We start from the raw sequence: 25,110 nt of genomic DNA, 5'->3' as shown, positions 1-25,110 counted from the left end.
AATGGCGAGCCCCAGAAAGGGTGCCGGCACGGCGACGAGTGAAACGAAGACTGCCGGGAAATCGGCAGCGGGCAAGTCCGGCAAGGGGAAGCCCCGCAGCGCGGCCGGAAAGGCTGCTTCCCCTACCAGCAAGCAGCCCGCCCGCAAGCGCGCCGCCAAGCCGGCCGCCCGGACAACGAAATCTCCCGAGTCAAAGGCACCCGCGGAAGGTCGCCGGAAGATCCTCGCCCTGAGCTTTTTCCCGGCCTATGCGCCCGCGACCAGCGGCGGCGAGCTGCGGCTACTGAACATCTACAAGGAGCTGAGCGCCCAGTTCGACATCGAGCTTCTGTCCTCCTGCGCTGTCGATGGCGAGGTCGAGGTCTTCCAGCACACGCCCGGCTTTCGCGAATGGCGTATTCCAAAAGGCTCGAACTTCCACGCTGTCTATAATGAACTCAACGCCTTCTCGGATATCAATGACGTGTCCGGTGCGTCCATCGCGGTCAACGCACCATCGAACCACGAATTCTTCGACCACTATTTCCGGCAGTATGCCGATGCTGACATCGTCATCCACGACAGCCCCTTCACGCTGCCTTATGACATCTTCTTCGGGCTGGACGAAAAGCCCCGCGTCTACTCCTCCTACAATGCCGAATACAAGCTGGCGGACGATCTCTTTCCCGGCGAGAAGGGCGCGCCGCTGCGCGCGCTTATCCACCGCCTCGAAAAGCGTATCACGCAATCCAGCGACAAGCTCATCTACTGCGCCAGCGAGGACCTGGCCGACCTTGAAAAGCTCACCGGCCAGACGCACCCCGACAGCATTCTTGTTCCCAACGGACTGACCTTGCGCGCGGTCGACCGCAAGGCCGTCTTGAAAGGTGATGTCAGCGCCCTGTTTATCGGCAGCGCGCATGCGCCAAACGTTGCCGCCGCGGAATTCATCGTCGAGAAACTGGCGCCAAAGCTGCCTGATATCCACTTCGATATTGCCGGCAGTTGCCTGGCACCGGACACCCGAACCCCGGACAATGTCACCGTCCATGGACGCGTGTCGAACGCCGCCAAGAATGAGCTGCTGGAAAAAAGTTCGGTCGCCCTCAACCCGATGTCGAGTGGCAGCGGCTCCAATCTCAAGGTGCTCGAATACATGTCCTGGGGCCTGCCAATTGTCTCGACGCCCTTTGGCGTGCGCGGCATTGATGTGGAACCGGGCAAGCATGTCTTCTCTGCGCCGCTCAACCAGTTCAAGACGACGCTCGAAAAGGCCGTCCGCGATCTGAAGGCGGCGAATGAAATCGGCCTGCGCGCCCAGGCAGAAGTGGCGAGCCGCTACGACTGGAGCGAAGTGGTCAAACCGCTGGCAAGCGCACTGCAGGAAGCAGGCCCTAAGCCCAGGAGCTTCCTGGGCAAGCCGTGGATGCTGACGCTGAACGACTATGATTTCGTGTCGACGGCTGGCGGAGGCGCGACCCGTATCAAGGGGCTCTATTCAGGCTATGGCGGCGCCATGCCGGTCATTGGCATCTGCCTGACCGACGACCACAAGCTTACGCGGGTCAAGGTCAACGAGAACTTCATCCTTTTCCGGGTGCCGAAAACCGACCGCCACCGCGCCGAGGAGGCGGCCATCAATGCGCGCCACCATATTTCGGCCGCCGATATCATCGCCACGCGGCATGCCGTCCAGAATTCTACCCTGCTCGGCCTGTACAATCTGCTGAAGACCAATGCGGCTCATATCGCGGTCGAGCATCCCTACCTCGTCTCCGTGCCGAGGCTCTATCGCGACCCCTTCATCTATTCGTCGCAGAACCACGAATTCCTGCTCAAGCAGAAGCTGCTCGAGCACCATCCCGACAGGGACATGCTGCTTGGCATGCTTCGGAACGTCGAAACCTACGCCATCCGGGAATCGGAGCTGGTGATTACCTGTTCCGAAGTGGATCTTCAGTCGATGTCGCGCGGTATCGACCGCTCGCCCCCGTCCATACTGATCCGCAATGGGGTGCCGAAACCCGACGCGCCTGACGGCACCAGGCCGGCCAAGCCCGTCGGCAAGCGCTCAGCGGTCTTTCTCGGGTCTCCGCATATGCCGAACATCGAGTCGGCTCGCTTCATCGTGGACGATCTCGCCCCGCACCACCCCGATGTCGAATTCCATTTTGTCGGGAGCATTTGCGACATCTTCGACTCGTCCCTGCCCGACAATATCATCCTTCACGGGCGCGTCACGGAAAGCGAGAAGTCCGCCATCCTCAGGGCCAGCCGCGTTGCCCTGAACCCGATGTTCTCAGGCGGCGGATCGAATGTGAAGATGACCGACTTCCTGGCGCACGGCCTCAACGTCATCAGTACGCCGTTTGGCGCACGCGGCTTCCCGCCCGGTGTCGAAGACCATGTCCTGATCGTCGACGCCGACGCTTTCTCCGAAACGCTGGAAAAGGTTATCGGCAAGGCCGAAAGCGCCAAGGCAAAGAAGGCGCGGATCAGCTTCTTCGAAACACACCTGTCGATGGAGAGCCTGTCAGAAGCCGCGCGCGACGCTATTGTCGGCCTCGACAAGCCTCGCAAGCGTGCCCTGTTCGTGACCTACCGGTTCACCGATCCCCCGATGGGCGGCGCCGAGGCGCACATGCTGGATTTCCTGGATTCGCTCGACCGCAGCGATGACTGGACCGTGGATATTGTATCGACGGAGGTTTCGGACATTGAGGCCGCCTACCGGTTTGGCGGCAAGTACCGGTTCGACCCAACGCTCTCTGCACCCTCCGGACGGAAGAATTTCCGCTGGCAACGCTTCCCACTGGACCAGGCAACACCTCCCCGACAGGAAAAGGCACTCGAGACCATCTGGCGAGCCGAGACCGGATTTGAGCGGGCGCTGGCAGACCAGATCGGCGAGACCGCGGGCCACGGCCTTCTGTGGGGCTTCTTCGATGCCGAGGACTGGGGCCGCAAGATCGTGCGTCGCGCCGGGATCGATTGCGCCATCGCGGCGCCGGAAGGCGCCAGCATTCGTATTTCGGGCCAGGTCGAAAAGCCGACGCATATCTCTCTCTGGAGCCGCAGCGGCAAATTGATAGGCGAAGAAGATGTCGAGGGCGATTTCAAGATCGAAACCGCCAGCCCGGATGGGCTGGTCAATCTCAAGACATCGATCCAGGCAGACCCAGCAAGCGGCCCGCGGATGCTCGGCTTCGTACTCACCGGGCTCACCATCGACGGCAAGGCGCAGGATCTCCAGACAGGCCTTCGAGAACGGGCGCAACGGATCGACCGCAAGGAACTCGTTGACGCCATGAACAAGGCGGCCCGGGCATCGCGCTATGCGATGGAGGCGGAACTCACCACTGCCAGAGGGCCCTACTCCTCAGCCATGGAAAAATGGCTTGAGGACAATCTGGACGCCTACGACCTGGTCATCACGCACAATTACGTCTTCCGTCCGGCATTGAAGGCGCTGGAAATCGCGAATGCGGCGGGCGTTCCCAGCATCCTGATCCCGCACGCCCATATCGACGATGATTTCTACCACTTCCCTGATGTCGAAAAAGCAGTCGAACTCTCGACCGTGACAGCAGCCTGTCCGAACTTTGTTGCCGACCACTACCGAAGCATGGGCCATGACAATGTCCGGTATCTCGGCGTGCCCGTGGACACCCGGACCCCGTATACAAGCGATGATGTCGAGGCGTTCCGGGCGCTATATGATGACACATCGCCTTTCATTCTCGTCCTCGGCCGGAAGGCGGGCGCGAAAGGATACCGGCAGGTCATCCGCGCGGTCGAAAGACTGCGCAAGCGCAAGGACCTGAAGGTCGTCATGATCGGCCCGGATGACGACAAGGATGTGATTTCCGAGGACTTCGTGACCTATCTTGGTCCACAGCCACGCAGTGTTGTCCGCGGTGCGCTGAAGGAGTGTGCCGCGCTGGTCAATATGAGCGTCAGCGAAAGCTTCGGCATGGTTGTCGTGGAAGCGTGGGCTGCGGAAAAACCTGTCATTGTGAACCGCAATTCGATCGCATTTGCCGACTTCGTTACGCATGACAAGGACGGATGGCTCGCCTCTCCGGACACGCTGGAACAGGATATAGAGACGGTCGTTTTCACATCGGGGCTGGCCGAACGGCTGGGCCGTGCCGGCAAGGCGAAAGCCCCCCAATTCGATGCGGAGACCGTGCTCGAGGAGTTTGTTTCGATGTGCAACGAGCTCGTCAGCCAGCCGGCGAAACCAGGCGCCCGCAGCAAGCCGTCGCGGGCAAAAGCAAAGACATCAACGCTCAAGGAAAAGCAGTAAATGGAATATGATGAAGCGGCCGATGTCGCTCGCCACCGCGATGAGGTGACGGGGCTCGCTGGGCTCGTCAAACACTTTGAGTGGAAGAGCGAGGGCTACGAACTCGGAATCGATATTGGCGGCGGGGAAGGCCTGCACGCACCATGGATCCTCGACTTCGTCGACCGGCTGATCATCTCCGATATCGTGAAGTTTCGCAAAGCCAAGGAAGGCCTGCACGCTCACGAAATTCGCAACAAGCTTGAGCGCTATGACGTCGATCTCGACCTGTCGCGGGTCGAATTCCACTACGCTGATGCGATGGACCTGCCCTACAAGTCGAACCTTTTCGACTTCGCCATTTCCATCAATGCGTTCGAACATATTCCCGATCCGGGCAAGGCGCTGGCGGAAATCCTGCGTGTCACGAAGAGCGGCGCCCTGATCATCATCCAGTTCGACCCACTCTGGAACTCACCTTTCGGCCACCATCTGCCGCACCTTGTCACGGAGCCCTGGGCGCATGTGATCAATTCCGAAGAGGATTTTGAGAACATCATCCTCGAGAACGGGGGCAGCGAGACGGACATCCAGATCTTCCGCAATGACATGAATGGCCGCCCCTTCGAATACTACAACGAGCTGTTCGCGAAGAACTTCAAGCATTTCACCCGTTACAACTTCAATTACTGGGCGAAGAACGAAGAAGAGGAGCCGAATATGAGCCATCCGAACTTCCAGCAGGCACGGGACATGGGCTATTCGGAAGAAAACCTCATCGTGCGAGGCGTGCAGTTCGTCGGCCTGAGGAAGTAAGGACCTGATATCGGCCGACTTGGCCCTCATTTTTGCCGCACTGGCTCAGTAATTCCGGGAATTGTAGCAAGGTGGCATCGTCAAACAGTTCAGTGGTCGCCATCCGAAGGAGATGCTCATGAAAATTCGCAATACGATCATTTGTGCCAGCCTGTCCGTGCTCGCGCTAACCGCTTGTGACGGAATGTCGATCCCGGGTAGCGGCTCGAGCAGCCCGTCCACCTCCGCAGAGACCACAGCTGTCGCCGAACCCGAGGCACCAGCCCCGGAGCCACGGGCTGCCGAGACAATCAGCCTGGATTTCAGCACACCAACTGAGCTGACATTCGAACCCGAGCAGAGCTATGAGGACGCAGTGGTCGAGGGCGAGCTGCTTCTCCTCCCGATGCATGCTGTGAAATCTGTCCAGACCATGGCGGTACGGGCTGGGGATGCGGTCAAATGGTCTACGACAGTCCATGCCGTCCAGGATCCAACGAATGGCCTGCCGAACAACTTCTTCATCGGCCCGATCGGCCTGAATGCTGCCGGAGAAGTCGTCCAGTGGTGGCCCGCGCATGACCCGATCACCGTACAAGATGGCGAAGTCACGCTTCAGGGCGAGTGGATCGCCGGCGAGTCTGTCGAAACGGTCCAGATCGGCCTGCACGGCAACTGGGCAGAAAACCAGCCACCTGCTGGCGACGGCGTGATTGCCGTCTCAGACGTGGAAATCACGCGCCCGGCCGACGAATAAGCCGGCACGCGATCGCGTATCTGCCGTCCTCGATCCTCAGGTATCGAGGGCGGCAATGAGCGATTGAATATCCACCAGCATATCGCGTGATCGGCGGATTTCCGGGTCCACCGTTCCGTTCTCGTCGGTAAAGTCCGCTTCGAAATCATGGTTGATCACGTCCCGGCACATGACGACTTCCGCGTCGTGGCCGGCCTGGATCAGCATGTCCATCATGAAGGTGTGGTTCCACTCATTCTCGAGCACAATCGCCCGCGCACCCGGCGGCGTAAACTGCATGTTCGCAAACGCCGCGCCGTGCGGACCGATCACGAAATCCGCATTGGAAAACAGGTCAATCTGTTCCTGTGCGCTGCGGCCTTCCAGCAGAAGCGGCTCAAATCCGTAGGGCTTCAGCGCCTCAATCACCTCGACCTCGTTCTGGACCTTGCGCCGCGGCGTCTTGCTGTCACGCGCATCCGAGCGCGACAGGAAATATCGCCGCCCGCCCCTTTGCGGCCCGATACCAAGCTTAGACCGGTACCAGGTCGAAATGGATGGGTTCAACTCATTGGACGAGAAGAAGCTGGGCACGATGACATTATCGATCCGCCATACGCCGCGCTCCGGCAGGCGCGTGACCTCGTACGGACGGTCGAGCAGCAGGTCGAAGAAGTCGAAGTAGCGCGCCGGAAGGCGGTCCGAAACGATGAAGTTCGGTTTTTCAAGACGGCCCACCAGACGGTCGATCAGTCCGAAGGTACGCAGCCGGGGCAGCCAGTTCATGATCCAGTGATAATAGGCCGGGTCGCCGCCAAACAGGACAGCGTTTTCAGGCACGTCGAGCATTTCGATCAGTGCCGCGTCCTCAACCGCGGTCCAACGGCCACCGAACTCAGGGAAGCTGGTAATCCCGAACAATCCGTCGCTGGAGCGGCCGCTGTAGCCGACGTCCTCAATGTAGTAACGCTTGTCGACCACGACCTTCCAGGCCCCCTTCGGCACCACGTCGATGGCGCCGAACCTTGCCGCCGCCATCATCGCCGGCGCCTCCGTGGCCTGACGAGTGTTAATATCGAACGCCTGTTCGTTCAGCGGCTCAGACGCGTAGCCGAGTCCGGAAACCTTCGCAGCCGTCTCCAGCGACACGACTTCCACACGAGGTGTGAAGGGCGCGGGCTTGATAACTTTCATCTGGCGCCGCCCGCGCACTTCAACCCGGAACTTCTCATACGCAAACTGGATAAGGTTTTTCATTTCATCTGACTGTTTGGGAAATGCCTGCTCGGACGGAACCGCCGCAGCGAACCAGGAAAGAGTTGTGCCGAAATCATCAGGGAAGCTCAATGTGTAGCCGGAAGGGTCGACGAGATCGTATCCCAATCCTTTCAGGTGGGCCGTTGCAGCCGAAAACTCATCGAGCGTCCAGGACTGTTCACCGGTCGACAGGATGAAAAGCGGTGCATGGGAGAGCGCGTCGGCGTCGAGGGACAGCAATGCCTCCCCGACGAGCCCCCCTTCGTCGAGCACGACGACGTCCGGCCGGTAGCTGACCATGAGTTCCGCTAGCTTCACAGGTCCAACGGCGTCGCTGACGACAAGGTCCTCCCCGGCGCTGGCCGCCTCGGCGCCATCAATCCAGCGCCGACGATGGAGTTCACCGATGCGTTTGGACAAGTGCCGGGGAGCGTTTCCAGACGTCAGCGCCAGCGTCTCTACGCGGAAGTTGACCACATCATTGTCACGCAGATTCTGCTCCACGGCAGCTGCAGCGGCGGTATCAGACTCGATGTGGATCACCTGTACGCCATCCGGCCAGATTGAATGACCGGGCTCGACATGAGTCCGCGTCGATGCGCCCTGGTGCAGCGCGGTGCGGATGCCAGGCCCAAGCGCGGCAAGCACATCTCGTCGCCACTGGTTGATGCTGGCATCAAGGCGGCGCCAGACATCGTCGCCCGGATTGAAGGCTGGCGCCAGCCGGTAGAATTCCGAAAGCATGCTGCGTAGTTCCAACGTAACGTTTTCCCTCGCCTGACAGAGCGGGAACGAACCTCCAGTGCGCCCGCGCTCCGGCTTGCCCGTTTTCAGATTTCTTCGTTCACGATCTTCAAAAAGTAGTCGATCGTCGGCTTCAAGCCTTCACGCAGCTGCATCGTCGGCTCCCAGCCAAGTTTCTCGCGCGCGAGCGAAATGTCGGGCTGTCGCTGCTTTGGATCGTCCGGCGGCAACGGCATTTCGATGATATCCGATTTCGAACCCGTCAGCTCGATGATGATTTCCGCAAGCTCCCGGATTGTGAACTCATTGGGATTGCCAATATTCACCGGGCCGAGGAAGTCATCCTCGGTATCCATGATTTTCATGAAAGCGCGGACGAGGTCGTCGACAAAGCAGAATGAGCGGGACTGCTGGCCCTGCCCGAAGACCGTAATCGGCTCGCCGCGAAGGGCCTGCATGATGAAATTGGACACGACGCGCCCGTCATTCGGGTGCATGCGAGGGCCATACGTATTGAAGATCCGGGCAATCTTCACCCGCACACCATGCTGGCGGTGATAGTCCATGAACAGGGTTTCGGCGGCGCGCTTGCCCTCGTCGTAGCAGGAGCGGTAGCCGATCGGGTTCACATTTCCCCAATAACTTTCCGGCTGTGGGTGGACGGTGGGGTCGCCATAGACTTCCGACGTTGAAGCCTGGAAGATCCTGGCCTTAACACGCTTGGCAAGTCCGAGGACATTGATTGCACCGTGGACGGATGTCTTCAGCGTCTGGACCGGGTCAAACTGGTAGTGGACGGGGCTTGCCGGGCAAGCAAGATTGTAGATCTCGTCCACTTCGACATAAAGCGGGTGGGTAATGTCGTGGCGGATCGCCTCGAAGTTCGGATTCTTGAGCAGGCCCTGAATATTGTAGCGGCGCCCGGTATAGTAATTGTCGATGCACAGGACTTCATCGCCGCGCTCGAGCAGGCGCTCGCACAAATGAGAGCCCAGAAAGCCAGCGCCGCCTGTGACCATGATGCGCTTACTGCTGAATGACAAAGGGAAACTCGCGATCTGGTTGGACGAGCCTGTGGGACAGGCTGAGTATCAGGATGACGGCCTGATTTGGCACAAGCTTGCAGGATGGGCAACCGCGCATCATACAGAGCTGTCATAGCCTGCAAGCTGCGCCCGGCCAGCCGCACCAGCAAGCGTCGCCGGGCCGGTTGAGTGATCTTGAAGATAAGCGAGCCAAGGCCCTCCACGGCGACCCAGCTCCTCCCATATCCTGTTGTTTTTCAGGATTCTTTCGCGCCCCTTCTGCCCCATCTGGCGGGTGAAATCCGGATCCTCGGCAAAGCGGCGAAGCTTTGCCGCCGCATCATCCATATCGGGCTCTGCCCACAGATTGCCGTCCGGAAGGCGATAGACCCCTTCTGAGTCGCGCACAGGCTTGAGCGTATAGTCGATCAGCATCGGATCGAGCCCATGCATGAACTGCATGTTGCCGGACCAGCCGGTCGCTAGAACAGGTTTGCCGAGCATCATCGTCTCGGCAATCACCATCCCGAACCCCTCCGAGCGATGCGGTGACAGGAAAAGGTCCCAGCACGCGCGGAAATCTTTCATCTCCGACTCTGAAAGCAGGTTCTGGACAAGCCGGATCGAAGGGTTTCGCGCAGCACGGTCACGAATGGCGGCCAGGATCTCCGGAGAGTGCTTTGCGCCGGAAATCTTTATGACCAACCTGGCCGGCCCGGAGTCCGGAAACGCCTTCTCGAAAATGTCGATAGCGCCCATCACGTTCTTGCGAACCAGGCTGGAGCGCAGGTCGCCGCTTGCCGCCACGATAAATGCATCTTGCGGCAGGCCCAGCTGCTCGCGCATCCGCTCACCGTCGCCGGCTTCGGACGGCTGGATGAAATGCGGCATCACCCGCACAGGGACACGCACGCCTTTCAGGCTATCAGCCACAAATTGGGACGGCACCCAGATCTCGTTGAAAAGCTGGCTCGTCCGGATCCAGTCCGGCGGCGCTGTCGGAAGTTCATAGGCCCAGAAGCCGATCCGGTAGGTGCGCTCAAAGGAGGCGGGCCGCAAACGGCTGATCGCAACGCGGGCCTCATCGGGGTTGCAGTGCAGGATCCAGACGCCGCCATCGACCAGGTCGTCGATCGTCTCGGCATTGAACTTCCCGGTCTCCAGAAGCGGCCGCAAATGGTGCGTCCTGGGCTGCAAGCATCCATGCTCGAGCCCCTTGACGGTCATCATGCCGGCGCGCCCGATCCCAAAGGGTTCGGCCAGGAAGCCGGAGACGACGAGCGGCCCCTTCCCCTCAACGCGGCGCCCCTTCAGCGTGTTGAAAACTGCCCGGTTGATATACCAGTTCGCCGGGCCCTGAAGCCTTCTGCGGATTGGAGCCGGCACGACCGTTCGCCAGATGCGTCCCATCATGCCGACAAGCCTGTCACTCATATGCCGTCGGATCCTTTGCCGTATCCGGTTGCCAAACACGGCAACTAAAACACCCCCCAAGCGCGAAAGTTACTCTGCACATTCGTGCGAGCAACTCAACCACAGGCCCCACAATGGGAGACATGTCCAGCTACTGGCTGAGCAGTCCGGCCTCGGTCAGACGCTGGATCACGACTTCCGCAGCTTCGTCAGGGGAGAGCTTGTCCGTTTCCAGATGGATTTCCGGCTCAAGCGGCGGCTCATAGGGGCTGTCGATCCCGGTGAAATTCTTGATCTCGCCAGCCCTCGCCTTCTTGTAGAGGCCCTTCACGTCGCGGCTTTCAGCAACGTCCAGAGGTGCATCGACGAAGACTTCCCAGAACTCGCCCTCTTCCACCATCTGGCGCACGATCCGGCGTTCGGCCCGGAAGGGCGAGATGAAGGAAACGAGCACGATTAGCCCGGCATCGATCATCAGCTTCGAGACCTCGCCCACGCGGCGGATATTTTCCACACGGTCGGCATCGGTGAAACCGAGGTCATTGTTGAGCCCATGGCGGACATTGTCCCCGTCGAGCGTATAGGTGTGCTTGCCCATCGCAGCGAGGCGCTTCTCGACAATGTTGGCCACCGTCGACTTGCCGGCGCCGGAAAGGCCTGTGAACCAGAGGATCACTGGCTTCTGAGCCTTCATCGACGCGCGCAGCTCTTTCGACACATCGAGGGACTGACGATGAATGTTGGACGCGCGGCGCAGGGCGAAATTGATGAGGCCAAGACCGACGGTTTCATTCGTCATCCGGTCGATGACGATGAAACCGCCCATGCGGCGGTTATCGTTATAAGGATCGAAAGCGACCTCGCGGTCGAGCGCAATGTTCACCACGCCGATCTCATTGAGGCCAAGCGTCTTGGCGGCTTCATGGGCGCGGGTATTCACATCGATGCGGTACCTTTCCTCGGTGACCTGCATCTGGCACTCGCGGGCGCCCATCTTCATCACATAGGAACGGCCCGGCAGCATGGCGCTGTCTGACATCCAGAGCATCGTCGCCTGGAACTGATCAGAGACTTCCGCAGGGTCCTGGTCCGCGCAAAGGACGTCGCCGCGGGAAATGTCGATCTCGTCGGCGAGCGTCAGCGTCACTGACTGGCCTTCCACGGCGACATCGAGGTCGCCATCCATTGTCACGATACGCGACACCGTGCTGGCCTTGCCGGATGGGAGAGCCCGCACCCGTTCGCCGGGCCGGATGCTGCCCGATACGACCTGGCCGGCAAAGCCGCGAAAATCGAGGTTTGGCCGATTGACCCATTGCACCGGCATCCGGAAAGCCTTGTCACGGATATCGGAACGGATTTCGACCGTATCGAGATACTCCATCAGCGGCGGGCCATCGTACCAGGGCGTGCGCTCACTGTTGGTGACGACATTATCGCCAGCGAGCGCCGATACTGGAATGGCCTGGATACTGTCGAAGCCGAAATCTGAAGCGAACGTGCGATATTCGGCGAGGATCTTGTCATAGGTCGCCTGGTCGTAATCGACGAGGTCCATCTTGTTGATACACAGGACGACGTGACGGATGCCGAGCAGCGACACGATGAAGCTGTGGCGGCGGGTCTGGGTCAGCACGCCCTTGCGCGCATCGATCATCACGATGGCGAGATCGGCCGTCGATGCCCCGGTGGCCATGTTGCGGGTGTACTGCTCGTGGCCGGGCGTATCAGCGACGATGAACTTGCGCCGGTCTGTCGAAAAGAAGCGATAGGCGACATCGATGGTGATGCCCTGCTCGCGCTCGGCGGCCAGGCCATCGACCAACAAGGCGAAATCGATCTCCTCGCCCTGCGTGCCGAACTTCTTCGATTCATTCTTCAGGGACGCCAGCTGGTCGTCGAAGATCATCTTCGACTCGTAGAGAAGCCGGCCGATCAGCGTCGACTTGCCATCATCCACCGAGCCGCAGGTGATGAAGCGCAAAAGCGACTTCTTCAGCTGGCTGTCGAGATAGGTCTCGATATCGGCGAATTGGGGGGCTGCGTATCCGTCCATCAGAAATACCCCTCCTGCTTTTTCATCTCCATCGAGGCGGGCGCGTCCTTGTCGATGGCGCGGCCTTCGCGCTCTGAGGTTGTCGTGCGCAGCATTTCCTCGATGATTTCGGTGACCGTCGACGCCTCTGACTCGACGGCACCGGTCAGCGGATAACAGCCAAGTGTGCGGAACCGGACTTTTCTCATCTCGGGTTTTTCGCCTGGCTCAAGCGGAAGGCGGTCGTCGTCCACCATGACCATGATGCCATCACGTTCGACGACCGGGCGCTCGGCCGCGAAATAGAGCGGCACGATCTCGATATCTTCCTGGTAGATATACTGCCAGATATCGAGTTCGGTCCAGTTCGACAGCGGGAAGACACGAACGCTCTCGCCCGGCTTGATACGGGTATTGTAGAGCGACCAGAGCTCCGGGCGCTGGTTCTTCGGATCCCAGCGATGCTGCGCCGAGCGGAAGGAGAATATCCGCTCCTTGGCGCGCGATTTCTCTTCATCGCGTCGCGCCCCGCCAATCGCCGCGTCAAACTGGTGCTGGTCGAGGGCCTGCTTCAGAGCCTGTGTCTTCATGACATCGGTGTGCAGTGCAGAGCCATGGGTAAACGGACCAATCCCCTGCTCGACACCTTCCTGGTTGATATGGACCAGAAGGTCGGTCTTGGGATCTTCCTTGAGGCGATCGCGAAACTCGATCATCTCGCGAAACTTCCAGGTCGTATCGACGTGCAGCAGCGGGAACGGAATGGGGCCTGGATAGAAGGCCTTGCGGGCCAGGTGCAGCATAACCGAGCTGTCCTTGCCGATGGAATACATCATGACCGGGTTGCGGGTCGACGCAGCCACTTCCCGCAGGATGTGAATGCTCTCGGCCTCAAGCCGGTCAAGGTGGGTAAGCTCTGTCATGATACGTCCGGTTTATCGCGAATGCCGGGGTAGGTAACAAGCGCGATACCCACCGACAATGCAGGGACGATCAACACAGACGTAGTGTTTTTCTAAACCGAGCGAGTGCTGCGAAGCCGCAATGCCCAGCCGGCCGAAGGTTACTCAACCGCCTCGCGCCGTTCGGACGACCTGTCGATCGGGCTATGATTCATCACTCCCGAAGCGACATCTTCTATGGCGTGCCTGCGAAGGAAAACGGCAAGAATAGAGATCATGAGTCCCAGCAAAATAACGACATTCGACCCATAAAAGGCCAGTTGCCGCACTTCCGGAGCGATCTGGGTGTCGATGACAACGACACCGAAAAACACAGCTCCAAGAACCGCGCCGAAGCCGACAAGTGCCAAGATTATGAAACGAAACTCGACCATCACCACAAGTCCAATCGTCACGGTATGCTTCAATGGATGGACGCAAAAACCCTGGATGACTCCACCGGCAAGCGTTCACGTCCACGCGCTGAGACAACTATTCCGGCGCGCCATTCTCTACCTTTAATTCGTTCTGATGACACTTTTTCCACGCCCTGAACAAGTTCTGGTCAGAACAGCCATGTTGGATTGCAGGTACGCAGAAACATCGCACCCAATTTCCCTTGACGGTTCGCCGGTGCACGCGCAGACCCGGACCTCCAGAAGGAGAATAAAGAGCCTTGAAAACGCTCATCGTCATCCCCGCCCGGATCGGGTCGACCCGGTTTCCGGCAAAGCCGCTTCACGTGATTGCAGGTCATTCCCTGGTGTCGCGGGTGGCCGATATCGCGGCGCGTGTGTCAGCGATGCGAGCAGATACAGACTATGTCATCGCAACCGATGACCAGGCGATTATGGACCACGCTGCGGCGATTGGGGCGCCGGCGCTGCTGACCGATCCGGCCCTGCCGTCAGGAACCGATCGCGCCCTGGCGGCAGCCCGCGCGCACGGCTCTGGTCCCGACTTCATTCTCAACCTGCAGGGCGACGCACCTTTCACGCCGCCCGGCTATCTGAGCGCCCTGATTGATGCGGCCGAAACCGGAACCGCCGACGTGGTGACGCCGGTTGTGCAGCTGGACTGGGAGGCGCTCGACACGATCCGCGAGCAGAAGAAGCGCGAACCCTTCAGCGGCACCAGCTGCATTCGCCGGGCAGACGGCATGGCCCTCTGGTTTTCCAAACAGATCATCCCGGCCATCCGCAAGGAAGACGCGCTGCGCAAGCAGGGACCCCTGTCGCCCGTCTGGCGGCATATCGGGCTCTACGGTTTCCGGATGGATGCGCTTGAACGTTTCGCCAGCCTTCCTGTCGGTCACTATGAAGCGCTGGAAGGGCTGGAACAGCTGCGGTTCCTTGAGAATGGCATGACCATCCAGGCCGTGGCTGTGGAGCCGGGTACCAATGCCATGTGGGGCGTCGATACGCCGGAAGATGCCACGTTCGCCGAGAAACTGATTGCCGAGCACGGCGATCCGATGGACGCCCCTCGCTGATGCCGCGTGATATCTACATCGTCCGCCACGGCAACACGTTCGACAAGGGTGACACCGTTACCCGGGTCGGCGCACGAACCGATCTAGACCTGTCTGTCTCCGGACAGGCGCAGGCCGACGCGCTTGGCGCCTATTTCCGCGACAAGGGCATCGTCTTTTCCCGCACGATTGCCGGGCCGCTGAAGCGCACGCGCCAGACCGCCGATACCATACGCGCTGCCCAGGCCAATCCCCCGGCGCTGGAGATTGCCGATTTCCTGCGCGAGATCGATTATGGGCCGGACGAGAACCAGCCTGAGGACAAAGTGGTCGCCCGCATCGGCCAGGACGCCCTCGACCGCTGGGAGCATGAAGCCATCGCCCCGCCCGGCTGGGTCGTTGATCCAGACGCCCTTGCCCAGAACTGGAAGTACCTGTTCATCCTGCTAGGACAGGCCGAGAATGATGGCCCGGTCCTTGTCGTGACCAGCAACGGGATTGCCCGCTTTGCCCGACAAGTGGTCGAGACCGCTCCGGACTTGCCGGAATCCACTGACCTCAAGCTCAAGACCGGCGCCTTTGCCCAGGTCCGGCTGGAAGGCGGCGTGGCGACTCTTGCGGCCTGGAATGTGCGGCCTTGAGGCCAACCGGGCGAACATGCCGAGCGACCGCAGACGGGAGTTGCCGCCCCCGGTCATTGGCGCTAGGCGGATGGCCAGAGTAGAGAGTCCCCAGGTCACCAATGTCATCGCTGCGGTTCGCCATTCTTGGAAAAAGCCAGCTTGCTGCCCAGCGTTGCCAGGCCATCGCGCGCCATGCGGGCGCGCAGATTGTCAGCACCTGGGCGCCTGACGATGTCGCAAACTTCACCGAAGACAACTGGCGAGAAGCCTTTGACCCGGCCCGCATCGATGCCGTGATCCTCGCCCTGCCCCCGCACCTTGCAGCCACCGCATCGCTGTGGGCGCTCGGCGCGGGAATTCACGTCCTCAGCGAGCTGCCAGGCGGACTGAGTGTCGAGGACATCATCAATCTGCGCCGCGCCGAACGCGACAGCGACGCCATCCTGAAATTCGGATGCTCGCTGCGGTATCATGAGAGCGTCCGCGCCGCTGTCGATCTCGTTCGCGCCGAACCCTATGGCAAGCTGCTGACCGCCCGCGCCGTCTATGGCCACGCCGGCTTTCCGAGTGCCGACGCCGAACAGCAGGGAATCCTGATCGGCCACGGCATTCACATGCTCGACCTGCTGCACCTGTTCTGCGGGCCGTTCGAAAGCGTCAAGGCGATGGCGCCGGACGAGCCGGGCAGCGGCTCAAACCTGTTCGCCATCATGAAAGCTGGTTCGGGTGCACTCGCGCAGCTTCATGCCTCGGCCACATCCTGGCGCCAGACCTTCCGCCTCGAACTGGGCTATGAGGAAGGCTATGTCTGGCTCGACGGCCACCTGCCGGGGCTTGAAGCCTACGGACCGGAAATGCTGATCCACGCACCGCTGAGCCGTGACCGGGATGGAACGCCGCGCCCCAACCCTGCCGAGTCCGTGTCCGAATTTACCCGGATCGATTTTGCCGACCAGGAACTGGCGGAATTCATCGATGCGCTGGCTGGCCGGGGCAGCATCTGCCACGGAACCAGCCACCATGCCTTCGATGCGATGAATATCGCCCAGCGGATTTGCGCCGCCACCGAAACGTGGGCATAAGCCCGCCTGCCTGACCAGAACCGACCCGAGGGAATCCGAATGACAATCACTGGAGACCAGCTGGCGCGCATTGCGCTCGATGCCGGCAAGACCGTCATGGAAGTCTATGCGACCGACTTCAATGTCGACCGCAAGGATGACGCCTCTCCGGTCACGCAGGCAGACGAGAAGGCTGAAGCGCTGATCCTGAAAGGGCTGGCCGAGGCAGAGCCGGGCCTAGACGTCATCGCCGAGGAGTCCGTTTCCGCCGGCTATATCCCAGAGCATGGCGTCCGCTTCGCCCTGGTCGACCCGCTGGACGGAACCAAGGAGTTCATCAACCGGAACGGTCAGTTCACCGTCAATATTGGCATCATCGAGCACGGCAAACCGGTGATGGGCGTCGTTTACGCTCCCGCCATCAATCGCCTCTTCGTCGCCGAAGGCCCTGACAAGGCCTGGCAGGCGGACGTGAAACCCGGCGAGCCGGTGCCGGCCAGCGATGCCCGCATGCCACTGCACATTCGCCGCTGCCCGGACGAAGGCCTGACGGCGATAGCTTCCAAGTCCCACCGCTCGCCGCAGACCGACGCCTTTCTCAAGAAATTCAAGGTCAGCGAGATTATCTCGGCGGGCTCATCGCTGAAGTTCTGCCTGCTCGCCGCAGGTGAAGCCGACCTCTACCCCCGGATGGGCCGCACCATGGAATGGGACACCGCCGCTGGACAGGCGGTCGCCGAAGCCGCTGGCGGGCGCGTGCTCACCGAGGATGGCGAGCCGCTGCGTTATGGAAAGCGCGAGCGCGGCTACGACAATCCCCACTTCATCGTCTATGGCGACGTCACACCGACCTGACCTGGCTCAGTAGCCGTCAGCGCTGCCATCCTTGCGCATTTCGGTCGCCGCGATCCAGGCGCCGCTGTTGAAGTCGCGAGCGATGGCCTGGTAGCCGCCGCCATTAGCGTCGCAGCATTCGACCGTATAGCCCCGGCGCTCCAGCTCGGCGCGGGTGGATTCCGGAATACCGCTTTCGAGGTGGACAACACCCATGTCGCTTTCGCAGGCATCGCCGGTGTAATCATCCGTCGGCTCGCAGCCGCCCCTATGTTCCCAACGGGCCGCATCACCGGCTTCCTGCAGACCCATGTCGAAATCGACGAGGTTGAGGATGATCTGGACATGGCCCTGCGGCTGCATGCCCCCGCCCATCAGGCCGAAGCTCATCCACGGCTCGTAGGGGCAGGCCAGCTCCGGCGCGACGGCGCGGACCTGGCAGCCGGGCATGTCTTTCTTGAAGGCGAAGGCCGGAATGATCGTATGGAAGGGGCGCTTGCCGGGCTCGAAAACGTTCGGGTGGTCCGGATCCAGGCTGAAAAGCTGGCCGCGATCCTGGAACATGAACCCCAGCCCGTCTGCCACAAGGCCGGAACCCATCCCGCGGTAATTTGACTGGATCAGCGACACCATCATGCCGTCGCTGTCGGTGACGGTCAGATAGGTCGTGTCACCGTCTTCAAGCTTGGCATCCGCGGCAAAGTCCATCCCGGCGTCAACGCTGGCCATCGGCTTTTTGATATCGATCAGGCCGGCACGTTCAGCGTTGTAGCCTTCACGAATGAAGACACTCGGATCGATCCCCGCGAATTCCGGGTCGGCATAACCCTTGGCCCGGTCAGCGAAGGCAAGGCGCTTGGCCTCGATCTGCGCGACCAGGCTGTCGGCCGAGCCGAAGCCCATGCTGCGTAGGTCAAACCGCTCAAGCATCTGCAGCATCTGGAGCGCGGCAACGCCCTGCGTGTTCGGCGGCAGCTCGCAGAGTTTCACCTCGTCTCTATAAGTGACGCAAAGCGGCTCGACCCATTCGCCTTCATGGTTCGCGAAGTCTTCATAGGTGAGGTAGCCGCCGATCCGCTCGAAATAGTCGGCCATGATGTGGGCCGTCTCGCCGGTGTAGAATTCGTCGCGTCCCTTATAGGCGATGCGCTCCAGCGTGTCGGCGAGGTCTGGATTGCGGAAAAGCGAGCCCTCGACCGGGGTCGGCGAGAAATAGGTCTCTTTCGCATTATCATACTCTTCCAGCATGCCGCTTTCATATGCCGGCGCATACCGTTTCGGACCATAGCTCCAATAGAAGGCGATGACTTCCGGGATCGGCGCACCTTCGCGGGCATAGCGGATCGCCGGTTCGAGGTTCTCGTTCATTAGGCGCTTACCGAAGCGCTCATGCAGGGCGTACCAGCCATCGACCGTGCCCGGTACGGTGACGGAGGCCGCGCCGTATGGCGGGATTTCCTCGCCGTCCATGAATTCGTCAGCCTTGGCCTGCATGTCTTCCAGGGTCGCGCCCATGGCTGAGCGGCCGGAGCCATTATAGCCGTAGAGCTGCTGGGTTTTCGGATCCCAGACGATGGCGAACAGATCACCGCCAATGCCGTTTCCTGTCGGCTCGACAAGGCCCAGCATGGCGTTTGCGGCGATGGCCGCATCAACCGCATTGCCGCCCGCCTTCATCGTGTCGAGCGCTGTCTGAGTGGCCAGCGGATGGGCGGTCGCGGCAGCCGCATTCGGTGCAACGACAGCTGAACGGACGCCGAGATCCCGCCCGGAAGGCATCCGGTCTCCTGGCCCCGTCGCCGTGTCGAGCGCTGGAGCCTCGGCAATAATGGGCGGCGCGGCCTGGACGCGCTCTTCATCGGCGCGGTCGCTGGATGATGCCTGCACATAAACACACCCCGACAGGGCGAGCGCTGCACATGCCACCGCGATTACGGTCAGTTTGCTGGTGAATTTCATGACTGGTCACTCCCTATCGACGCCGGACGCATATTCCCGTATGCCACGCGAGACTTGCGGCGGAGACCGCAAAAAGCAAGCAGGACACAAGACGGAACCCATCATGGCATATGAAACACTTCTGACCGAAGTCGACGAAGCCATCGCGATCGTCACCCTCAATCGGCCAGACGCGCTCAACGCTTTCAACAATCAGCTGATGGATGAACTGACCGAGGCACTTGATCGCTTCGACGCCGATGCCTCGATCGGATGCATTGTGATAACCGGGTCCAAGAAAGCGTTCGCGGCAGGCGCAGACATCAAGGAAATGCGCGAGCAGTCCTATCTCGACGCATACTATAAAGACTTCATCACGCGGAACTGGGAGCGCGCCTCACGCATGCGCAAGCCGGTCATCGCGGCTGTGTCCGGCTATGCGCTGGGCGGCGGCTGCGAACTGGCCATGATGTGCGACTTCATCCTGGCCGCCGAGAATGCCAAGTTCGGCCAGCCGGAAATCACGATCGGCGTTTCACCCGGCGCAGGCGGCACCCAGCGCCTTACTCGCTTTGCCGGCAAGTCCAAGGCGATGGAAATGTGCCTCACCGGCCGGATGATGGACGCCGCTGAAGCCGAGCGCTGCGGCCTTGTCTCCCGCGTCGTCCCGACAGACGACCTGCTGGAGGAAGCCCGCACCGTTGCACGCAAGATTGCGTCGATGCCGCGCGCTGCTGCGATGATGACCAAGGAAATGGTGAATACCGCTTATGAAACCACGCTCAGCCAGGGTGTGATGTTCGAACGGCGTCTCTTCCATTCCCTGTTCGCGACCGAAGACCAGAAGGAAGGCATGGAAGCCTTCGTGGAGAAGCGCGAGCCGCACTTCAACAACCGCTAGGCGCCTCATCGCGCTTTATGCAGACATGGCCGCTTGTTCCGGTTGACTGCACTGAGGCCTTTGGGTATGTCCGCCGCTTGCGTCCGACCGGACACTCAGGAGTTATTGATGGCGAATACCCGCTCAGCCAAGAAGATGGTGCGCAAGATCGCGCGCCGTACCGAAGTGAACACTGCGCGCCGCTCGCGCATGCGTACCTATATCCGCAAGGTCGAGGAAGCGATCGCTTCCGGTGACCAGAAGGCCGCAGCCGAAGCGCTGAAGGAAGCCCAGCCGGAAATCATGCGCGCTGCCGGCAAGGGTGTCATTCACAAGAACACTTCGGCCCGCAAGATTTCCCGCCTTTCCGCACGTGTGAAAGCGATGGGCTGAACACGCTTCAGGCGTGTTCACAAAACTGCAAAAATGCAAGACCTGCATGGCTCGCCATGCAGGTTTTTTGCTGCCTGAAACAAACGTGACAAGGATGCAAACCTGATAACAAAAAGGCTGATTTTCACAGGCTTTTAGAGGCCAAAAAGTTGACAGAACATAATGCGTACAAATAATGGGTACGATGCGTTTGCATTAAAATGAGCAGCCTTGTGTATTTTTTTCTTCTTTGAATCTTTTGCGGTTTTCGGCCGTCACAAGAGTTTCAAGATGGTTTCTCACCTAAATTGGAAAAAAGTCAGCTGGACAGGCTCTGAAGCCGTGTGGTTTAGTTAACCCGCGACGGAAAAAAGTCCCTGTACCGAGTATTTTGGTGACGGATCCCGAAGGATCCGAACAGGGTTCGCGTGTTCTGATCGGCAACAGGAGATGGAACAGAAAAACACAGGAAAGGGGAAGTTCCTATGGGGCGCCATGAAGAATCTGGCAGATGGGGCAAGAACGGACACGAAGATGGACAGACCGGCAAAGACGGCAAGGATGTTCATCGCGGCAAGGAGATCTGGGATACGGTTTTGAACGATACCCGCGTTCGGATTCCTGCCGAGGACTTCGACAAGTGGATCGCGGATCTGCGCTTTGTTGCGGAAGTCGATGACGTTGTCCTGATTGCTGCACGAGACCAGCTCGCTTTTGACCGTATCAACAGCAATCATCGTCCGCTGCTCAAACGCATCTGGCGCAAGTCGGATCCGAAGGGCCGGGCGCTGCAGATCGCTTGCTGGAAGGATATTCCGGCCAGCACACGCGATCTCGTCGACAATCCCTGGTCGGTCGAAAAGCGGCAGACAGTCAATGCGGAAGAGACCGCCGGTACGGAGCGTTCTGAGGGCGTGCCGGGCATGACATTCGCCAACCTCGTTACCGGTGACACCAACAAGCGGGCCGTCGGCCTCGCCATGGAGATTGTCGGCGGAAAGCGCGGCGCGGATGTGTCTCTGATCTATGGCCGGCAGGGCACGGGCAAGACCCATATCCTGCGCGCCATCGAGAACGCCGTCCTGCATCTCGATGATGGACGCCGCGTGACCTACATGACCGCGGAAGAATTCGTCACCGCCTATGTCGATGGCGCCATGGCCCGCGACACGCGCGACCTGAAGAAGTGGGTCCGTAACAATGACCTGCTGCTGATCGACGACCTTCAGTGGATCGCCGGCAAGGCCAAGACGGACGATGCCTTCTTCGCGACCATCCGGTCTGTCACCAAGGAGGGCGGACGCGTCGTCCTGACAGCTGATGAGGCACCAGGTGACCTGAAAGGTTTTTCCCAGCGCATGCGCGGCGAGATCATGGGCGCAGCTTCCAGCGAGGTCGGCCTCCCGGACCAGGAAATGCGCCGCGAGATCGTGCGTCTTCACGCTGCGATGATCCGCGAGGACCAGCCGAACTTCGAGCTGACCGAGGAAATGATCGACCGCATCGTGTCGACCGTTCGCGGCCCCGGCCGGGAGCTGTGCGGTGTCCTTTGGACGCTGCAGACGGAAACCGGCTATGGCGAGGTTGAGCCGGACATGGACATGCTGGTCACGGTGCTCCGCCGCCAGCAGGGCGAGTATCAGGCCCCGTCGCTCGACAATATCAAGCGGGCAGCGATGCGTGTTTTCGGGCTCAGCAAGACCGAGATCGAAAGCGCCAACAAGTCCCGCTCGATCTGCTATCCACGCCAGATCGCCATGTATCTCTGCCGGGAAATGACCGACAAGTCGTATCCCCAGATCGCCCGGGCCTTCAACAAGAAGGACCACACGACCGTGCTGCATGCATGGCGCAAGGTGAAGGAAGAGATGCAGGACGATCCGGACATGATCCGCGATGTCGAGCGCGTCCGGGAGATGGTCTTCGAGATACAGGCTGAAGGCAACTGCTGATTTCCCCAGAATCCGGCCCTGAACCGGCTGACGGGGGCTTGCAATTTGGCCAATTTTGACAAGGGTATCCGGCCCGCTTCTTTCGAGGAGCGGGCCGATTCGCATTCGGCGGAACGGTTACAGGCAACGAGGACAAGGCGGCGACCGGAAGACCGCCTCGGCATATGGGCTGATTGATGAAGTTGACGATCGAGAGAAGCGACCTCCTGAACGCACTGTCTCACGTGCAGAACGTGGTGGAGCGGCGCAACACGATTCCGATCCTGTCCAACGTGCTGATCGAGGCGAAAGGGCCGGAAGTCACCTTCGTGGCGACCGACCTCGACATAGAGGCGGTAGACAGCGCCGATGCCCAGGTGTCCAGCGAGGGCGCAATCACCGCACCGGCCGGAACGCTCTTCGATGTGGTTCGCAAGCTGCCAGCTGGCGCCGATGTCGAGCTGGAGCTGAACCCGGAGAACCGCCGTCTTTCCATCCGGTCAGGCCGCTCGCAATTCGCTCTGCCGACCCTGCCGGCAACCGATTTTCAGACCATGACCGGCGATGACAGCGCCATCAAGTTCGACCTCGATGCGGGCGACCTGCGCCGTCTGATCGACAAGACGCGCTTTGCCATCTCGACCGAAGAAACCCGCTACTATCTGAACGGCGTCTATTTCCACGCCGCCGATGGCGACGGGAAAAAGGTCCTGCGCACGGTCGCGACTGACGGCCACCGCCTGGCGCTCGCCGATGCCCCGGCCCCGAAAGGCGCCGAGGGCCTTGAAGGCGTCATCGTCCCGCGCAAGGCGATCGGAGAGGTGCGCCGCCTGATCGACCAGGTCGACGGCGACGTCTCGATCGCTGTTTCGGAAACCAAGATCGTCTTCCGCGCCGGCCGGGCCGTCCTGACCTCCAAGCTCATCGACGGCTCCTTCCCGGACTATGCGCGCGTCATTCCTAAGGGCAATGACAAGCGCCTTGTCATCGACAACAAGTCCTTCGAAGCCGCCGTCGACCGCGTCTCGACCGTTTCGGCCGAACGCTCGCGCTCGGTGAAGCTGTCGATCGAACCGGGCAAGGTCATCCTCGCGGTGAACTCCGCCGAGACCGGACAGGGCCACGAGGAGATCGAGTGCGACTATGGCGAAGAGCCAATGGAGATTGGTTTCAACGCGAAATACCTGCTCGACGTGACCGCCCAGATCGAAGCCGAGGACGCAGAATTCCTGCTCAATGATCCAGCCTCCCCGGCGCTGATCCTCGATCCGGGCGATGCGGCCTGCCGTTATGTGCTCATGCCGCTTCGGGTGTAAGCGGGGGCGATGACCGCCCTTACCCGCCTGCGCCTCAAGGATTTCCGCAATTACGAGACGCTGTCGCTCGATCTCGATGGTCGGCATGTCTGCCTGTTCGGCCCGAATGGCGCGGGCAAGACGAACCTGCTCGAAGCGGTCTCCCAGCTCGGCCCCGGACGCGGGCTCCGAAGCGCGACCCTCGCCGATCTTGCCCGCCACGATGCCGGCGGCGCCTGGACCATCTCGGCAACTGTCGATGACCGCCGGATCGGCGTCGGCTTGGAAACCGACGGCACCAGCTCCAAGCGCGTCGTGCGGATCGATGGCGCACCGAGCCAGGCCTCCGACCTTGCCGAACTGATCCGCATCGTCTGGCTGACGCCCGCCATGGACGGGGTGTTCCGGGGCGGAGCGTCCGACCGGCGGCGCTTTTTCGACCGGCAGGTCATGGCGCATATCCCTTCGCACGGCACGGCGGCAGCGCGATACGAACGCGCGATGCGCGAGCGGAATGCGCTGCTCGAGCGCGGCCATGTCGACCCGGCCTGGGCCGATGCGATCGAGACGCGGATGGCCGAGGCCGGCGCCGAGATCGCGGTGAACCGCGCCCATGTCCTGGAAGCGCTGCAAGCTGCCGTCGATGCCCGGCCCGAGGGCTTCTTTCCGAAGGGCGACCTTTCCCTCGATGGCGAAGCCGAGCAGGCCGCCATGGCGGGCGAGGACTTCAAGACCATCTTCGAAACCCTGACCGAGGCCCTGCGCACCGGGCGCCGCCGCGACATGGCCGCCGGGCGGACGCTTTCCGGGCCGCACCGTACCGACCTTGCCGTCATCCACCGCCCGACGGGTATGCCTGCGGGCGACGCCTCGACCGGCCAGCAGAAGGCGCTGCTCATCGGGCTCATCCTCGCCTCAGCCGCCGCGCTGGCGAAGGACGGCGAGGGCCCCTCCCCCATCCTGCTGCTGGACGAGGCCGCTGCCCACCTCGATGCCGACCGCCGCGCGGCCCTGTTCGACGAGCTTTGCGCGCTGGGTGGCCAGGCCTGGCTGACGGGCACGGAAGCCTTCCTCTTCGAAGCCTTCGGGGACCGCGCGCAGCGGTTTGAAGTCAGGGACGGTGAGGCAAAGGAGGCCTGAATCCCGGGGCTGATCCTTGTTCCACGTTGTTCCGCGATGGATCGGCAGCCCTGAGCGCGATCCATGTGAGGCGCGCCAGCGCCGATACGGGATCAAATCAGCAAACAGGCTGCACTTGCGTCCGCAAACCCGGCGGGCTGCGGCGTGCTGGTTTTGATCCCCGCTTCGCGATGGATCGCGCTCAGGGCTGTCTTTTCTTTTGATCCCCGCTTCGCGATGGATCGCGCTCAGGGCTGTCTTTTCTTTTGATCCCCGCTTCGCGATGGATCGCGCTCAGGGCTGTTTGAAACATCAGTCTGCATGGTGAGCGAAGTCGAACCACGCGGACGGAAGGTCAGCTCGAATCCAGAAA

Annotated in this window: 19 protein-coding genes; 12 read left to right on the top strand and 7 right to left on the bottom strand. The window is 60.9% G+C overall.

Going from position 1 to position 25,110, the window contains the following annotated elements; translation table 11 throughout:
• Nucleotide 1: 1 nt before the first annotated feature.
• From D1223_RS00125 to D1223_RS00115, 3 genes are all read left to right on the top strand, one after another.
• A complete protein-coding gene (locus tag D1223_RS00125) occupies nucleotides 2–4,288 on the top strand; it encodes a glycosyltransferase (RefSeq protein WP_158588350.1) in 4,287 nt (1,428 codons plus the stop codon).
• Nucleotides 4,289–5,083, top strand: a complete 795-nt coding sequence (locus D1223_RS00120; RefSeq protein WP_119374390.1) for a class I SAM-dependent methyltransferase — start codon at nucleotides 4,289–4,291, stop codon at nucleotides 5,081–5,083. It abuts the gene before it with no gap.
• A 118-nt stretch (nucleotides 5,084–5,201) separates the two neighbouring features.
• Complete coding sequence (locus tag D1223_RS00115) at nucleotides 5,202–5,819, top strand: hypothetical protein (protein ID WP_147372617.1); 618 nt, start codon at nucleotides 5,202–5,204, stop codon at nucleotides 5,817–5,819.
• Nucleotides 5,820–5,855: 36 nt separating this feature from the next.
• Here the strand turns inward: D1223_RS00115 and D1223_RS00110 are convergent, their stop codons facing one another.
• From D1223_RS00110 to D1223_RS00085, 6 genes are all read right to left on the bottom strand, one after another.
• Nucleotides 5,856–7,814 carry a glycosyltransferase family 61 protein gene (locus tag D1223_RS00110; RefSeq protein WP_147372615.1) on the bottom strand — a complete coding sequence of 653 codons (1,959 nt, stop codon included), beginning with the start codon at nucleotides 7,812–7,814 and terminating at the stop codon, nucleotides 5,856–5,858.
• Nucleotides 7,815–7,885: 71 nt separating this feature from the next.
• Nucleotides 7,886–8,818: a UDP-glucuronic acid decarboxylase family protein gene (locus D1223_RS00105; protein ID WP_119374387.1), complete on the bottom strand. Its 933-nt coding sequence runs from the start codon at nucleotides 8,816–8,818 to the stop codon at nucleotides 7,886–7,888.
• Nucleotides 8,819–8,941: 123 nt separating this feature from the next.
• A complete protein-coding gene (locus D1223_RS00100) occupies nucleotides 8,942–10,258 on the bottom strand; it encodes a glycosyltransferase family 4 protein (RefSeq protein WP_119374386.1) in 1,317 nt (438 codons plus the stop codon).
• A gap of 130 nt (nucleotides 10,259–10,388) precedes the next feature.
• Complete coding sequence (gene cysN, locus D1223_RS00095) at nucleotides 10,389–12,293, bottom strand: sulfate adenylyltransferase subunit CysN (RefSeq protein WP_119374385.1); 1,905 nt, start codon at nucleotides 12,291–12,293, stop codon at nucleotides 10,389–10,391.
• Nucleotides 12,293–13,198, bottom strand: a complete 906-nt coding sequence (gene cysD, locus D1223_RS00090; RefSeq protein WP_199288188.1) for a sulfate adenylyltransferase subunit CysD — start codon at nucleotides 13,196–13,198, stop codon at nucleotides 12,293–12,295. The genes cysN and cysD overlap by 1 nt, the downstream gene beginning before the upstream one ends.
• A gap of 137 nt (nucleotides 13,199–13,335) precedes the next feature.
• Nucleotides 13,336–13,629, bottom strand: a complete 294-nt coding sequence (locus D1223_RS00085) for a hypothetical protein (RefSeq protein WP_147372613.1) — start codon at nucleotides 13,627–13,629, stop codon at nucleotides 13,336–13,338.
• Nucleotides 13,630–13,889: 260 nt separating this feature from the next.
• Here D1223_RS00085 and D1223_RS00080 point away from each other — a divergent pair, with 260 nt between their 5' ends.
• From D1223_RS00080 to cysQ, 4 genes are all read left to right on the top strand, one after another.
• Nucleotides 13,890–14,705, top strand: a complete 816-nt coding sequence (locus D1223_RS00080) for a 3-deoxy-manno-octulosonate cytidylyltransferase family protein (RefSeq protein WP_119374382.1) — start codon at nucleotides 13,890–13,892, stop codon at nucleotides 14,703–14,705.
• Nucleotides 14,705–15,325: a histidine phosphatase family protein gene (locus tag D1223_RS00075; protein ID WP_119374381.1), complete on the top strand. Its 621-nt coding sequence runs from the start codon at nucleotides 14,705–14,707 to the stop codon at nucleotides 15,323–15,325. Before D1223_RS00080 ends, D1223_RS00075 begins: the two co-directional genes overlap by 1 nt.
• Nucleotides 15,326–15,426: 101 nt before the next feature.
• A complete protein-coding gene (locus D1223_RS00070; RefSeq protein ID WP_119374380.1) occupies nucleotides 15,427–16,389 on the top strand; it encodes a Gfo/Idh/MocA family protein in 963 nt (320 codons plus the stop codon).
• A 39-nt stretch (nucleotides 16,390–16,428) separates the two neighbouring features.
• Entirely contained in the window at nucleotides 16,429–17,223 is a 795-nt protein-coding gene (cysQ, locus tag D1223_RS00065; protein ID WP_119374379.1) for a 3'(2'),5'-bisphosphate nucleotidase CysQ, read from the top strand.
• Between the two features lie 6 nt (nucleotides 17,224–17,229).
• Here the strand turns inward: cysQ and D1223_RS00060 are convergent, their stop codons facing one another.
• Nucleotides 17,230–19,161, bottom strand: coding sequence for a gamma-glutamyltransferase family protein (locus D1223_RS00060; protein ID WP_119374378.1), 1,932 nt, complete (start codon nucleotides 19,159–19,161; stop codon nucleotides 17,230–17,232).
• Between the two features lie 103 nt (nucleotides 19,162–19,264).
• Between D1223_RS00060 and D1223_RS00055 the strand changes: the two genes are divergently transcribed.
• From D1223_RS00055 to recF, 5 genes are all read left to right on the top strand, one after another.
• Entirely contained in the window at nucleotides 19,265–20,041 is a 777-nt protein-coding gene (locus D1223_RS00055; RefSeq protein WP_119374377.1) for an enoyl-CoA hydratase, read from the top strand.
• A 108-nt stretch (nucleotides 20,042–20,149) separates the two neighbouring features.
• On the top strand, nucleotides 20,150–20,413 hold the full coding sequence (gene rpsT, locus D1223_RS00050) for a 30S ribosomal protein S20 (protein ID WP_119374376.1): 264 nt from the start codon (nucleotides 20,150–20,152) through the stop codon (nucleotides 20,411–20,413).
• A 464-nt stretch (nucleotides 20,414–20,877) separates the two neighbouring features.
• Complete coding sequence (locus D1223_RS00045) at nucleotides 20,878–22,344, top strand: DnaA ATPase domain-containing protein (protein WP_119374375.1); 1,467 nt, start codon at nucleotides 20,878–20,880, stop codon at nucleotides 22,342–22,344.
• A gap of 176 nt (nucleotides 22,345–22,520) precedes the next feature.
• Nucleotides 22,521–23,639, top strand: a complete 1,119-nt coding sequence (gene dnaN / locus D1223_RS00040) for a DNA polymerase III subunit beta (protein WP_119374374.1) — start codon at nucleotides 22,521–22,523, stop codon at nucleotides 23,637–23,639.
• A 9-nt stretch (nucleotides 23,640–23,648) separates the two neighbouring features.
• Nucleotides 23,649–24,758, top strand: a complete 1,110-nt coding sequence (gene recF / locus D1223_RS00035; protein WP_119374373.1) for a DNA replication/repair protein RecF — start codon at nucleotides 23,649–23,651, stop codon at nucleotides 24,756–24,758.
• Nucleotides 24,759–25,110: the final 352 nt, after the last annotated feature.

Source organism: Henriciella mobilis (genome assembly GCF_003576285.1).
Lineage (GTDB): Bacteria > Pseudomonadota > Alphaproteobacteria > Caulobacterales > Hyphomonadaceae > Henriciella > Henriciella mobilis.
Note: the sequence above shows the minus strand (reverse complement) of the source record. Positions and strands in the feature narration are given on the sequence as shown.

Excerpts from the sequence above, each read along its gene's own strand:
- D1223_RS00125 (WP_158588350.1), top strand. The coding sequence starts at position 2 with ATGGCGAGCCCCAGAAAGGGTGCCGGCACGGCGACGAGTGAAACGAAG.
- D1223_RS00120 (WP_119374390.1), top strand. The coding sequence starts at position 4,289 with ATGGAATATGATGAAGCGGCCGATGTCGCTCGCCACCGCGATGAGGTG.
- D1223_RS00115 (WP_147372617.1), top strand. The coding sequence starts at position 5,202 with ATGAAAATTCGCAATACGATCATTTGTGCCAGCCTGTCCGTGCTCGCG.
- D1223_RS00105 (WP_119374387.1), bottom strand. The coding sequence starts at position 8,818 with ATGGTCACAGGCGGCGCTGGCTTTCTGGGCTCTCATTTGTGCGAGCGC.
- D1223_RS00100 (WP_119374386.1), bottom strand. The coding sequence starts at position 10,258 with ATGAGTGACAGGCTTGTCGGCATGATGGGACGCATCTGGCGAACGGTC.
- cysN (WP_119374385.1), bottom strand. The coding sequence starts at position 12,293 with ATGGACGGATACGCAGCCCCCCAATTCGCCGATATCGAGACCTATCTC.
- D1223_RS00075 (WP_119374381.1), top strand. The coding sequence starts at position 14,705 with ATGCCGCGTGATATCTACATCGTCCGCCACGGCAACACGTTCGACAAG.
- D1223_RS00070 (WP_119374380.1), top strand. The coding sequence starts at position 15,427 with ATGTCATCGCTGCGGTTCGCCATTCTTGGAAAAAGCCAGCTTGCTGCC.
- cysQ (WP_119374379.1), top strand. The coding sequence starts at position 16,429 with ATGACAATCACTGGAGACCAGCTGGCGCGCATTGCGCTCGATGCCGGC.
- D1223_RS00060 (WP_119374378.1), bottom strand. The coding sequence starts at position 19,161 with ATGAAATTCACCAGCAAACTGACCGTAATCGCGGTGGCATGTGCAGCG.
- D1223_RS00055 (WP_119374377.1), top strand. The coding sequence starts at position 19,265 with ATGGCATATGAAACACTTCTGACCGAAGTCGACGAAGCCATCGCGATC.
- rpsT (WP_119374376.1), top strand. The coding sequence starts at position 20,150 with ATGGCGAATACCCGCTCAGCCAAGAAGATGGTGCGCAAGATCGCGCGC.
- D1223_RS00045 (WP_119374375.1), top strand. The coding sequence starts at position 20,878 with ATGGGGCGCCATGAAGAATCTGGCAGATGGGGCAAGAACGGACACGAA.
- dnaN (WP_119374374.1), top strand. The coding sequence starts at position 22,521 with ATGAAGTTGACGATCGAGAGAAGCGACCTCCTGAACGCACTGTCTCAC.
- recF (WP_119374373.1), top strand. The coding sequence starts at position 23,649 with ATGACCGCCCTTACCCGCCTGCGCCTCAAGGATTTCCGCAATTACGAG.